Annotated in this window: 12 protein-coding genes; all 12 read left to right on the forward strand. The window is 72.0% G+C overall.

Going from position 1 to position 12246, the window contains the following annotated elements:
• Nucleotides 1-5 precede the first annotated feature (5 nt).
• Genes ABEA62_RS01540 through hisG form a run of 12 tightly spaced genes read left to right on the forward strand, consistent with a single transcriptional unit; the run spans nucleotide 6 to nucleotide 12246 of the window.
• The gene (locus ABEA62_RS01540) at nucleotides 6-992 is read left to right on the forward strand and encodes an acetylxylan esterase (RefSeq protein WP_286215952.1); all 987 of its coding nucleotides are present in this window, start codon (nucleotides 6-8) and stop codon (nucleotides 990-992) included.
• Nucleotides 989-2227: an AGE family epimerase/isomerase gene (locus tag ABEA62_RS01545; RefSeq protein ID WP_286215953.1), complete on the forward strand. Its 1239-nt coding sequence runs from the start codon at nucleotides 989-991 to the stop codon at nucleotides 2225-2227. The genes ABEA62_RS01540 and ABEA62_RS01545 overlap by 4 nt, the downstream gene beginning before the upstream one ends.
• Nucleotides 2224-3138: a PfkB family carbohydrate kinase gene (locus ABEA62_RS01550; protein ID WP_286215954.1), complete on the forward strand. Its 915-nt coding sequence runs from the start codon at nucleotides 2224-2226 to the stop codon at nucleotides 3136-3138. Before ABEA62_RS01545 ends, ABEA62_RS01550 begins: the two co-directional genes overlap by 4 nt.
• Nucleotides 3131-4906 (forward strand): ABC transporter ATP-binding protein, encoded by a 1776-nt coding sequence (locus ABEA62_RS01555; protein WP_345378192.1) that lies wholly within the window; start codon nucleotides 3131-3133, stop codon nucleotides 4904-4906. Before ABEA62_RS01550 ends, ABEA62_RS01555 begins: the two co-directional genes overlap by 8 nt.
• Nucleotides 4907-4926: 20 nt before the next feature.
• Complete coding sequence (rpe, locus tag ABEA62_RS01560) at nucleotides 4927-5595, forward strand: ribulose-phosphate 3-epimerase (protein WP_286215956.1); 669 nt, start codon at nucleotides 4927-4929, stop codon at nucleotides 5593-5595.
• Between the two features lie 10 nt (nucleotides 5596-5605).
• On the forward strand, nucleotides 5606-6598 hold the full coding sequence (gene ribD / locus ABEA62_RS01565; protein ID WP_286216662.1) for a bifunctional diaminohydroxyphosphoribosylaminopyrimidine deaminase/5-amino-6-(5-phosphoribosylamino)uracil reductase RibD: 993 nt from the start codon (nucleotides 5606-5608) through the stop codon (nucleotides 6596-6598).
• Nucleotides 6599-7183, forward strand: coding sequence for a riboflavin synthase (locus tag ABEA62_RS01570; protein WP_286215957.1), 585 nt, complete (start codon nucleotides 6599-6601; stop codon nucleotides 7181-7183).
• Nucleotides 7180-8421 carry a GTP cyclohydrolase II gene (gene ribA / locus ABEA62_RS01575; protein ID WP_286215958.1) on the forward strand — a complete coding sequence of 414 codons (1242 nt, stop codon included), beginning with the start codon at nucleotides 7180-7182 and terminating at the stop codon, nucleotides 8419-8421. Before ABEA62_RS01570 ends, ribA begins: the two co-directional genes overlap by 4 nt.
• On the forward strand, nucleotides 8418-8882 hold the full coding sequence (ribH, locus tag ABEA62_RS01580; RefSeq protein ID WP_286215959.1) for a 6,7-dimethyl-8-ribityllumazine synthase: 465 nt from the start codon (nucleotides 8418-8420) through the stop codon (nucleotides 8880-8882). The genes ribA and ribH overlap by 4 nt, the downstream gene beginning before the upstream one ends.
• Before the next feature lie 48 nt (nucleotides 8883-8930).
• Nucleotides 8931-11120 carry an alpha-galactosidase gene (locus ABEA62_RS01585; protein WP_345378196.1) on the forward strand — a complete coding sequence of 730 codons (2190 nt, stop codon included), beginning with the start codon at nucleotides 8931-8933 and terminating at the stop codon, nucleotides 11118-11120.
• Nucleotides 11121-11130: 10 nt separating this feature from the next.
• Complete coding sequence (locus tag ABEA62_RS01590) at nucleotides 11131-11394, forward strand: phosphoribosyl-ATP diphosphatase (protein WP_286215960.1); 264 nt, start codon at nucleotides 11131-11133, stop codon at nucleotides 11392-11394.
• A gap of 9 nt (nucleotides 11395-11403) precedes the next feature.
• The gene (hisG, locus tag ABEA62_RS01595) at nucleotides 11404-12246 is read left to right on the forward strand and encodes an ATP phosphoribosyltransferase (protein ID WP_286215961.1); all 843 of its coding nucleotides are present in this window, start codon (nucleotides 11404-11406) and stop codon (nucleotides 12244-12246) included.

The raw sequence follows: 12246 nt of genomic DNA on the forward strand, positions 1-12246 counted from the left end.
GATCGATGCCCTTCTCCGACATGAGCCGCGAGGCGCTCGAGTCGTACCGTCCCGACCTGCCGGCGCCCGCCGACTTCGACGAGCGCTGGACGGCGACCCTCGCCGAGGCGCGCGCGGCGGGAGGCGAGGTTGCGGTGACTCCCGTCGACGCGGGACTCGCGCTGATCGAGGCCTCGGACGTGACGTTCCCCGGCTTCGGCGGTGACCCGGTGCGCGCGTGGTGGCTGCGTCCGCGCGGGCTGACGGCCACTGCGCCGGTCGTGGTCGAGTTCAACGGCTACGGTGGCGGCCGCGGGCTGGTGCACGAGCGACTCCTATGGGCCGCCGCCGGCTACCACTACGTGTTCATGGACACGCGCGGGCAGGGATCCGCATGGGGCAACGGCGGCGACACCGCAGACGCGTCGGGCGGCGGGGACGCGGGCGCCCCCGCCCTCCCCGGCTTCATGACCAGGGGAGTGCGCGAAGTCGAGACGTACTACTTCCGCCGCCTCCTCACCGACGCCGCGCGCTGCGTCGACGCGGTGCGCACCCTGCCAGGGATCGATCCGACGCGCGTCGTGGTCGCAGGAGCGAGCCAAGGAGGAGGCCTCGCGATCGCGGCCGCCGGGCTCGTGCCCGATGTCGCGGGCGCCCTGGTCGACGTGCCGTTCCTGTGCCACATCGAGCGCGGCGTGCGCGTCGCCGAGCACGACCCATATCAGGAGATCGCCCGCTACCTCGCGGTGCACAGGGACCGCGAGGAGGAAACCTTCCGCACCCTCGCCTACGTGGATGGCGTGCACCACGCCGCCCGCGCCCAGGCGCCCGCGCTGTTCTCGGTCGCGCTGCGCGATGACGTCTGCCCGCCGTCGACCGTCTACGCCGCCTATCACGCGTGGGCGGGGCCCGCGCAGATGGTGGTGTACCCGTACAACGGACACGAGGGCGGCCAGGCGTATCAGCAGCGCCGCCAGCTCACGTTCCTCGACCACCTGTGGGAGAACCGATGAGCATCCCGGGAGACGCCGCCTACCTCGCCACGCAGCGAGCCGACCTGTTGCGCTTCATGGCTGGCGCGCGCAGGCCCGACGGCTTTGGCTGGCTCGACGAGCTTGGCGAGGTCGACACGGCCCGGCCAGTGGAGCTGTGGATCACGTGTCGTATGACCCACGTGGCCGCGCTCGGCGTGCTCGCGAACGAGCCGCCGGCCGCGGGCGGTCCCGACCGCGCGGAGCTGGCAGCGCTCGCCGCGCACGGCGTCGCGTCGCTCGCGGGCCCCCTGCGCGACCACGCGAACGGCGGGTGGTTCGCCGCCGTGGTGGACGGCGCGGCCACGCTCGCGACGAAGCAGGCGTACGGACACGCCTTCGTCATCCTCGCGGCCTCCTCCGCCGCGAAGGCCGGGGTGCCGGGCGCCGATGCCCTGCTCGCCGAGGCACTGACGGTGTCCGCGGAGCGCTTCTGGGACGAGCGCGAGGGTCTCTCCGTCGAGGAGTGGGATGCCGCGTGGACAACGCTCGACACGTACCGGGGCGTCAATGCGAACATGCACACCGTCGAGGCCTACCTCGCGGCGGGAGATGTCACCGCCGATGCCGTGTGGCACGAGCGCGCGGGTCGCATCGCGGCACGCGTCGCTGGCTGGGCGGCCGCGAACGACTGGCGCATTCCTGAGCACTTCGACGCGACCTGGACGCCGTTGCTCGAGCACAACAGGGACGAGCCGGCACATCCGTTCCGGCCGTACGGCGCGACGGTGGGGCACGGACTCGAGTGGGCGCGGCTCCTGCTGTCCGTCGACGCCACGCTCGGTGACGCGGCCCCCGCTGGCCTCCGCGAGGCCGCGGTTGCGCTGTACGACCGCGCCGTCGCGGACGGCTGGGACGCCGACGGCGCTCCGGGATTTGTCTATACGACCGACTGGTCGGGCGCACCGGTCGTGCGGTCCCGCATGCACTGGGTACTCGCGGAGGCGGTCAACGCGGCGGAGGCGCTGCGTCAGGTGACGGGACAGTCGCGCTACGCCGACGACGCCGCGCAGTGGTGGTCGTATGCCGATCGCGTCCTCATCGACCACGACCGCGGATCGTGGCACCACGAGCTCGACACGCACAACCGCCCGGCGGGCACCGTGTGGCCCGGCAAGCCCGACGTCTACCACGCGTACCAGGCGGCGGTCTTGCCCGAGCTGCCGATCGCGCCGTCCTTCGCGACGGCCCTCGCGGTGCGTGGGGGCCTCGCGTGAGCCGCGTGCTCGTCGTCGGGGAGTGCGTGCTCGACGAGGTCGAGACCGCCGACGGCACCGTGACGGCCCACCCGGGAGGCAGCCCCGCCAACGTCGCGGTGGGACTTGCCCGATTGAGTCAGGACGCGACCCTGCTCACGGAGCTCGGAGACGACCCCGCCGGTGCCGCGATCCTCGCGCACCTCGCCGCGGCCGGCGTGACCACGGCGTGCGCGGAGTCGTCGACAAGGACTCCCGTCGCCCGGGCCACGATCGGTCCCGACGGCGCCGCGACCTACGCATTCGACATCGCGTGGACGCTCGCCGGCGACCACGGCGCGCTCGTGGACGGCGCGACTCACGTGCACACCGGTTCGATAGCCGCACACATCGACCCCGGCGCGCGCGCGGTCGAGGACATCGTCGAGGCGGCACGGACACATGCGACCGTGAGCTACGACCCGAACGTGCGCGCGAGCCTGGTGGGCGAGCGCTCCGCCGTGGTGGACCGGACCGAGTGGATCGTGGCGCGTTCCGACGTGGTCAAGGCCAGCGACGAGGACCTCGACTGGCTCTACCCCGGCACTCCGGTGGCCGACGTCCTGCGCGCGTGGTGCGCGAGCGGTCCGTCGCTGGTGGTGGCCACGCTGGGCGCCGAGGGCTCACTCGCGTGCCTGAGGGGAGAGATCCTCGAGGTGGCGCCGCTTCGCGTCGACGTCGTCGACACCGTCGGCGCGGGCGACTCCTACATGGCGGCGCTCGTCGATGGGCTCGCCCGCGCGGGCCTGGTCGGGCCCGGCGGCCGCGAGCGCCTCGCCGTGACCGACGCCGCGACCGTACGCGGCGTGGTCGAGCGAGCCGCCCGTGCCGCCGCCATCACCGTGTCGCGCGCGGGAGCCAACCCGCCGACGCTCGCGGAGCTCGGTGAGTAGCGGCGGCACGCCGTCGGGTCCCGACGCCGTGGTGGGCGCCTTCGACGGCGCCCGACCCCTGCGCACGCTCGCGCGGCTGTACCGACGCGAGCGACGCCACCTGGCGATCGCGGCGGTCGCATTCGCGATCAAGCACTCGCCGGTGTGGATCACGCCGCTGATGACGGCGATCATCATCGATGTGGTGGTGGACCACGAGCCGCTGTCGCGCCTCGCGTGGGCCGCGGCCGTCATGGTCGTGATCGTCGCCCAGAACTATCCGATCGGGCTTCTCTACGTGCGGCGGCAGAGCCTGGCGATCCGCAACGTCGAGGCGTCGCTGCGCATCGCGCTGACGCGTCGCCTCCAGGAGCTGTCGATCGGCTACCACCGGCGCACGAGCGCCGGCGTGGTGCAGGCCAAGGTGATCCGCGACGTCGAGAGCATCGTCGAGGCGTCGCGACAGACGCTCGACACGGGCCTCGCGGCGCTCACGACCCTCGCGGGAGCGCTGGTGCTTACGGCGGTGCGCGTCCCCGAGTTCCTGGCGGTCTACGCGATCGCGGTTCCGGCCGCCGCGGTCCTCGTGATCGCGAGCAGGCGGCGCATGCGCGAACGCAACGCGCTGTTTCGCACCGAGATGGAGCGGATGTCGGTCCGAGTGGCCGAGATGGCACACCTGATTCCCGTGACCCGCGCGCACGCATCCGAGGAGCGCGAGGCCGAGCGCGTCGACGCCGCGGTCACCGGCGTGCGCACCGCGGGTCTCGAGCTCGATGTGGTGAATGGGCGCTTCGGAGCGGTGTCGTGGATCGGCTTCCAACTGCTGTCCGTCGCGTGCCTCGTGGGCGCCGCGATGCTCGCGTGGCATGGCTGGTGGGGGATCGGGGCGGGCGACGTCGTCATGCTGTCGGCGTACTTCGTCCAGCTCACGGGGGCCGTGACCGCGCTCGTCGCGATCGTTCCGTTTCTCAGCCGTGGGCTCGAGGCGGTGCGCTCCGTGGGCGAGGTCCTCGGTGCGGACGACCTCGAGCGCAACGCGGGCAAGCCCGCGATCGGACCTATCGCCGGCGCGATCGAAATCGACGCCCTTACCGTCGCGTATCCCGAGGTCCCCGACCAGCCCGCTCTCGACCGCGTGACGCTGAGTGTGGAGCCGGGGGAGACGGTCGCCCTCGTGGGTCCGTCCGGCTCGGGCAAGTCGACGCTGCTCAACGCCGTCATCGGCTTCGTGGCCCCCACGCAGGGCGCGATACGCGTGGACGGCACGGACATCGCAGGCCTCGACATGAGGTCGCTACGCCGCCAGATCGCGGTGGTGCCTCAGGAGGCACTGCTCTTCGAGGGCACGGTGCGCGACAACGTCACCTACGGCAGTCCCGCCGTGGCGGACGATGCCGTTGTCGCCGCCCTTGAGGGGGCCCAGGCGTGGGCGTTCGTGCGTCACATGGGCGGGCTCGACGCGAGGATCGGAGAGCGGGGCGCGCGCCTGTCGGGAGGACAGCGCCAGCGCCTCACGATCGCTCGTGCCCTCGTGCGTGACCCCCGCATCCTCATTCTCGACGAGGCCACGTCGGCGCTCGACACGGAGTCCGAGGTGCTCGTGCAGCGCGCGCTCGCCACGCTCATGAGGGGTCGCACGACCCTCGTCGTCGCGCATCGGCTCTCCACGATTCGCGGCGCGGACAGAATCGTGGTGCTTGAGGACGGCAGGATCGCCGAGATCGGCGATCACGCGACGCTCGCCCAGGCGGGCGGTCCGTACGCGCGACTGCACGGGAGGGGCTGACGCGCGGCTAGGCTCGTGGCATGGGCATTCAGATCGCTCCGAGCATCCTGTCCGCCGACTTCGCGAACCTTGAGCGCGACATCCTTGCCGTCGCCGAGGCCGACTGGCTGCACGTCGACGTCATGGACGGGCACTTCGTGCCCAACCTCACGCTCGGGTTGCCGGTGGTCGAGCGCATCGCGCAGGTCTCGCCGCTGCCGCTCGACGTTCACCTCATGATCGAGGACCCCGACCGCTGGGCCACGCGCTACGCCGAGGTGGGCGCGACCTCCGTGACGTTCCACCTCGAGGCCGCGCGGGATCCGCGGGCCATCGCCGCACAGCTGCGCGCCCTAGGTGCGCGCGCGTCGTGCGCGATCAAGCCCGGCACCCCGGTCGAGGACGTGCTGCCGCTGCTCGACACGCTCGACATGGTGCTCGTCATGACCGTCGAGCCCGGATTCGGCGGCCAGGCCTTCATGGCGGACATGATGCCCAAGTTCGAGAGGCTGCGTGCCGCCGCCGAGGCGGGAGGCCACGACGTGTGGTTGCAGGCGGACGGCGGCATCGCGCGAGAGACCATCCAGACCGTGGTCGAGGCGGGCGGCGACGTCCTCGTCGCCGGCTCGGCCGTGTACGGCGCTCAGGACAGGGCCGCTGAGATTCGCGCGCTGCGCGACCTGGGCGAGGAGGCGCGCCATCACCACTGACGAGGAGTGGCTGGTCCGCGCGGCGGGGCTCGCGCTCCACGGTCCCGCCCACGGTCCCAACCCGCGTGTGGGCTGCGTGATCGTCGGGCCCGACGGGACGATGCTCGGGGAGGGGTGGCATCGGGGCGCGGGCACCCCTCACGCGGAGCCCGCCGCGCTCGCCGACGCCGCGGCTCGCGGTCACGACGTGAGCGGCGCGACCGCCTACGTCACCCTCGAGCCCTGCGCGCACACCGGGCGCACGGGACCGTGCACCGACGCCCTCTCGCGAGCGGGAGTCGGCGCGGTGGTCTACGCCGTCGAGGACCCCAACCCTCAGGCGGCTGGCGGCGCGCAGGTGTTGCGCTCGCGCGGGATCGAGGCTCGTCACGTGCCGGTCGCGCAGGCGCGCGACGTGAACAGGCGCTGGCTGGGTGCGGTCGCGCTGGGGCGACCGTGGGTGATTGCCAAGTGGGCACAGACCCTCGACGGCCGTACCGCCGCGGCTGACGGCACGAGCTTCTGGATCACGGGAGACGAGGCGCGGGCTCATGCCCACGGGGTGAGGGCCGAGGTCGACGCGATCCTGGTCGGCACGGGCACGGTGGCGGCGGACGACCCCGAGTTGTCCGCACGCCCCGCGCACGTGGAGGCGCCTCACCAGCCGCTGCGGGCCGTGATGGGACGGCGGGATACGTCAGGGGCACGCGTGTGGCGCGACGGCAACGCCGTCGCGATTGACTCGCACGATCCGCATGAGGCGCTGCGGGTGCTCGCCGCGAGAGACGTCCGCACGGTCGTCGTCGAGGGCGGCGGCACGGTCACCACTGCGTTTCTGCGCGCGGGACTCGTCGACGAGCTTCACGCCTACATCGCGCCCGCGCTCCTGGGCTCGGGAACCGCCGCAGTCGGCGACCTGGGAATCGCGACCATGGGCGGTGCGTTGAGGGGTCGAGACGTGACCGCCACCGCCCTCGGCGTCGATACGCTGGTCACCGCGTTCCTTCAGAGAGGACCCCAGTAGATGTTCACCGGCATAGTCGAGTCGCTCGGCACCGTCACCGCGGTCACACCGCAGGGAGCCCGGTCGCGGCTCACGATCGAGGCGCCCGGCATGACGGACCTCGCGCACGGCGAGTCCATCGCGGTGGGCGGAGTGTGCCTGACCGTCGCCGAGCACGACGGCTCCATGTGGACCGCCGACGTCATGCGGGTCACGCTGGAGACGACCACGTTGGGCGGCCTTGCTCCGGGTGACCGCGTCAACCTTGAGCGGGCCGTGCCCGCGGGCGGGCGCCTCGGTGGCCACATCATGCAGGGGCACGTGGACGGCGTCGCGACGCTCGTCGAGCGCGACTCCCACCCCGACTGGGACACGCTCACCTTCGAGGTTCCCGAGGACCTCACGCGCTACGTGGTGCGCAAGGGCTCGATCGCGCTGGGCGGAGTATCGCTCACGGTCGCCGAGCTCGACGGCACGCGCGTCACGGTGTCGCTCATCCCCACGACCCTCGCGGAGACCACCTTCGGCGCGATGACAGTGGGCGACCGCGTCAACGTCGAGGTCGACGTGGTCGCCAAGTACGTCGAGAAGCTGGTGAGGTCATGACCGTCGATTCGATCGCCCTGGTCGAGCAGGCGCTGGCGGACATGCGGGCGGGCAAGCCCGTGCTGGTGTCCGACTCGCGCGACAGGGAGGACGAGGCGGACTTCATCATGGCCGCTCAGACGTCCACGGTCGACTGGGTGGCGTGGGGCATCCGCCACTCGAGCGGATACCTGTGCGCGCCCATGACGGCCGAGCGGGCCGACTCGCTGAGCCTGCCGTTGATGGTGCCGAGCAGCCAGGATCCGCGTCGCACCGCGTACACCGTGTCCGTGGATGCCGCGACCGGGGTGACCACGGGCATCTCGGCGGCCGACAGGCACCGCACCCTCACGGTGCTCGCCGACCCTTCGGCGACAGCCGAGGACCTTATCCGACCCGGCCACGTGCTTCCCTTGCGGGCCGTGCCCGGCGGCGTCCTGCATCGTCCCGGCCACACCGAGGCGTGCGTCGACCTCTGCCGCCTCGCGGGACTCGAGCCGGTCGGGGTGATCGGCGAGATGGTCAACGACGACGGCACGATGATGCGCCAGGGGGACGCCACCGCGATCGCCGAGCGTGACGGCCTCGTCTTCCTCACGATCGAGGACCTGGTCGCGTACCGTCGCGCCACGAACGACCTCCCGCCGCCCACCGAGGCGCGCCCGCACCGCGTGCTTCACCGTGGCGAGGCACGCCTGCCCACGCGCCACGGCGAGGTGACGATCCACGCGTACCGCGACGCCCGCACCGGAGACGAGCACGTCGCGCTCGTCGCGCCGGGCAAGGCCGACGCGGTGCCCGTGGTGCGCATCCACTCGGAGTGCCTCACCGGCGACGCCTTCGGTTCGCTGCGCTGCGACTGCGGGCCCCAACTCGACGCGGCGATCGCCCGCGTGGTTGAGGATGGCGGCGCGGTCATCTATCTGCGGGGTCACGAGGGGCGCGGGATCGGGATCGGTGCCAAGGTGCAGGCTTACGGCCTTCAGGACCAGGGCTACGACACCGTGGACGCGAACACCCACCTGGGTCTTCCCGTCGACCGCCGCGAGTACGGCGCGGCCGCGGCGATCCTGCACGACCTCGGCATCAACCGCGTGAGGCTGCTCACGAACAATCCCGCGAAGGTCGAGGGACTGCGCGCCTCGGGAGTCGACTGCGTTGAGCGCATCCCGCATCGCGTGGGAGCCCATCCCGAGAACGAGAACTACCTGCGCACCAAGCTGGAGCGCATGGGACACCTGTTGGGAGACAACGCATGAGCGGAGCAGGAGCACCCGCGGTCGAGGTCGACGCGCGCGGCCTCACGGTCGAGATTGTCGCAAGCCAGTGGCACACCGAGGTGATGGACGGGCTGGTCGCCGGCGCGGTGCGGGCCGCCGAGAAGGCCGGCGCGCGGTATCGCGTGACGCGGGTGCCCGGCGCGTTCGAGCTGCCCGTGGTCGCCGAGTCGCTTGCGCGGTCGGGGGCCGATGCCATCGCGTGCCTGGGCGTCGTGATTCGCGGCGGAACGCCTCACTTCGAGTACGTGTGTGACGCGGTGACGCGCGGACTCACCGATGTCGCGCGCGAGCACATGACCCCGGTCGGCTTCGGGATTCTCACGACGGACGACGACGCGCAGGCGCTCGACAGGGCCGGACTGCCGGACTCGAAGGAGGACAAGGGCGCCGAGGCCGTCGAGGCCGCCCTCGCGACCGCTCTGGTCCTGCGCGCGCTGTAGCCCGCGCGCCGCGCCCGCGAGAGTCCTTAAACGGTTAAGGTGGTGCGCGTGAACACGCGAGTCGACGACGACCTCATCTACCTGCGCGCCGCGGGCGTGTCTGTGCTCCTCGACGTGAGCGAGCGCCGGCTGCCGCGGATCGCCCACTGGGGGGCTGACCTTGGCGACCTCGCCGCGGCCCAGGCGCGAGCCGTGGTCGAGTCGGGACGCGGGGGATACGCGTTTGGCGGACTGGACGAGTCCCACGAGGCGTCGGTGATCCCCGAGCCGGCTTGGGGCTGGTTCGGCACGCCGGGACTCGAGGGCTCGCGCGCGGGACGACACCACAGCCCGCGCTTCGAGGTGAGGGCGCTCTCACGTGACGCGCGGGGCGAGGGCGACGCGAGCGTCCAGGAGCTCACGGTCGCCGCCGTCGATGACGCCGCCGAGCTGGGTCTGGAGATCCGGCTTCAGCTGCTGGGCTCCGGGCTGCTGCGAACCCGCGCCTCCCTGACGAGCCTGGGGGGCGACGCCCCGTACGAGCTCGACGCGCTGCGCCTGCTATTGCCCGTGCCCGCCCAGGCGCGAGAGGTGCTCGACTTCACCGGCAGGTGGATTCGCGAGCGCACGCCGCAACGGACGCCGCTCACCGTGGGAACCCGCCTGCGCGAGTCGCGGCGTGGCAAGCCGGGACACGACGCGCCGTTCGTGATGGCGCTCGGCGAGCCCGGCTTCGGCTTCGCGCGCGGCGAGGTGTGGGTCGCCCACGTCGCGTGGTCGGGAGACGTGCGGATGATGGCCGAGCGCTCGCGCGAGGGAGCCACCGTGGTGGGCGGCGGAGACCTGGTGCGCGCCGGCGAGGTGCGGCTCGAGGCGGGCGACACCTACGTGTCGCCGTGGGTCTACGGGGCGTATTCGGCGGCCGGTCTCGACGCCGCCGCGGCCCGCTTCCACCGCCACCTGCGCGCCCGTGCCGGCCATCCGCATCGTCCCCGCCCCGTGACCGTGAACACGTGGGAGGCCGTCTACTTCGACCACGACCACGACCGCCTGCTCGCTCTCGCGGAGGCGGCCGCACGGGTGGGCGCCGAGAGGTTCGTGCTCGACGACGGCTGGTTTCGCCACCGCAGGGCTGACAATGCTGGCCTGGGCGACTGGCACGTTGACGAGGACGTCTATCCCGAGGGTCTCGGCTTCCTCGCGAACCGCGTGCGCGAGTTGGGGATGGAGTTTGGCCTGTGGGTCGAGCCCGAGATGATCAATCCCGACTCCGACCTCGCGCGTGCGCACCCCGAGTGGATCGCCCAGCCGGGCGACGGCCGACTTCCCCTCACCGCGCGGCACCAGCAGGTGCTGGACCTGACCCATCCCGAGGCCTTCGCGTACCTCGAGGAGCGGCTTCACGCGCTGGTCGCCGAGCTGCGCCCCGCGTACCTCAAGTGGGACCACAACCGGGACCTGCTCGAGGCGGGGTCGAGCGTGCACGGGCGGCCCATCGGCCGCGCGCAGACGCTCGCCTTCTACCGCCTGCTCGACGGGTTGCGCGCGGCGTTTCCCGGCCTCGAGATCGAGTCGTGCTCGGGCGGCGGCGCACGCGTCGACCTCGAGGTGCTGGAACGCACGGACCGGGTGTGGGCGTCGGACTGCAACGATCCGCTCGAACGCCAGTCGATTCAGCGGTGGACCCAGCTGCTCGTGCCTCCCGAGATGATCGGTGCTCACATCGGGCCGCCCCGTGCCCACACGACGCACCGCACGTCGACCCTCACGTTCCGGGCCGCCACCGCGATGTTCGGCCACCTCGGCATCGAGTGGGACGTCACCTCACCCGAGGCGGTCGAGGCGCGCGACGAGCTCGCCGCATGGGTCGCGTTGCACAGGAAACTGCGCGGGCTGCTGCATACGGGATCGGTGGTCAATTCTGACGTCGACGATCCCGCGTGCGCGGTGCACGGCGTGGTGGCTGCGGATCTGCGCAGCGCGGTGTTCAGCGTCGCGTCGCTCGCGCTGTCCGAGACGTCGACCGTGGGTCTGGTGCGGCTGGGTGGGCTCGACCCCGACGTCGTGTACCGCGTCGCGCCGCTGGCTCCCGAGGGGGCGGGAGAGGGCCCGGGTCGCGCGCTGCCGCGCTGGTGGGTCGGTGGCGCCTCGCTCACGGGACGCGTGCTCGCGGAGCGAGGCATCCAGGTGCCCGCGTTGTCTCCCGAGGACGCCGTGCTGCTGCATGTGGTCGCGGAGGGAACGCCGCGGGACCGATAGGCTGGCGCCCGTGAAGACGTTCGAGGACCTGTTCGACGAGCTCAAGCGCCGCGCCGAGGAGCGCCCCGAGGGCTCCGGCACCGTCGCGATGCTCGACAAGGGCGTCCATGCGATCGGCAAGAAGCTGGTCGAGGAGGCCGCCGAGTCCTGGATGGCCGCCGAGTTCCAGTCGCGTGAGGACGCGGCGGAAGAGATCTCGCAGCTGCTCTACTGGACCCAGGTGATGATGGTCGCCAAGGGCCTCACGCTTGACGACGTGTACAAGAACCTCTAGGGGAGAGAAGTGCTCCGCATCGCCGTGCCCAATAAGGGCTCCCTGTCCGATCCCGCGTGCGACCTCCTGCGCGAGGCAGGCTACAAGCAGCGCCGCGACCCTCGCGAGCTGGTGTTGGTCGACGAGCGCAACAACGTCGAGTTCTTCTTCCTGCGACCGCGCGACGTCGCGGTGTATGTCGGCTCGGGCACCGTGCACGCCGGCATCACCGGCCGGGACCTGCTCATCGACTCGGGTGCCGATGCCGTCGAGCACCTCGAGCTCGGATTCGGCGGCTCGACGTTCCGCTATGCCGCCGCACCCGGGGTCGCCGCGTCGATCGCCGATGTCCAGGGCAAGCGCGTGGCGACGAGCTACCCGCGCCTCGTCGAGCAGCACCTCGCGTCGCACGGCGTGGAGGCCTCCGTCGTGCGCCTCGACGGCGCCGTCGAATCCTCGGTGCGACTGGGGGTGGCCGACGTCGTGGCCGACGTCGTGTCGACGGGGACGACGTTGCGCGCCGCGGGCCTTGAGATCTTCGGCGAGCCCATTCTCAGCTCCGAGGCGATCCTGATCCGCGGCCAGGACGCGTCCGCGGAGGACATCGCGGTGCTCACCGGGCGCCTGCGTGGCGTCCTCACCGCGCGGCGGTTCGTGCTGGTCGACTACGACGTGCCGTCCGATCGCCTCGACGCCGCGATCGCCGTGAGCCCCGGCTTCGAGGCACCCACCGTGACTCCGCTGCACGGCTCCGACTGGCACGCGGTGCGCGTCATGGTGCCGCGCGCCGACATGAACAACGTCATGGATGCCCTTTACGCCGTGGGAGCACGCGCGATCCTCACGACGGAACTGCTCGCGGTCAGGGTCTGA

Source organism: Demequina sediminis, from assembly GCF_039545075.1.
Classification (GTDB): domain Bacteria; phylum Actinomycetota; class Actinomycetes; order Actinomycetales; family Demequinaceae; genus Demequina; species Demequina sediminis.

Excerpts from the sequence above, each read along its gene's own strand:
- ABEA62_RS01540 (WP_286215952.1), top strand. The coding sequence starts at position 6 with ATGCCCTTCTCCGACATGAGCCGCGAGGCGCTCGAGTCGTACCGTCCC.
- ABEA62_RS01545 (WP_286215953.1), top strand. The coding sequence starts at position 989 with ATGAGCATCCCGGGAGACGCCGCCTACCTCGCCACGCAGCGAGCCGAC.
- rpe (WP_286215956.1), top strand. The coding sequence starts at position 4,927 with ATGGGCATTCAGATCGCTCCGAGCATCCTGTCCGCCGACTTCGCGAAC.
- ABEA62_RS01570 (WP_286215957.1), top strand. The coding sequence starts at position 6,599 with ATGTTCACCGGCATAGTCGAGTCGCTCGGCACCGTCACCGCGGTCACA.
- ribA (WP_286215958.1), top strand. The coding sequence starts at position 7,180 with ATGACCGTCGATTCGATCGCCCTGGTCGAGCAGGCGCTGGCGGACATG.
- ribH (WP_286215959.1), top strand. The coding sequence starts at position 8,418 with ATGAGCGGAGCAGGAGCACCCGCGGTCGAGGTCGACGCGCGCGGCCTC.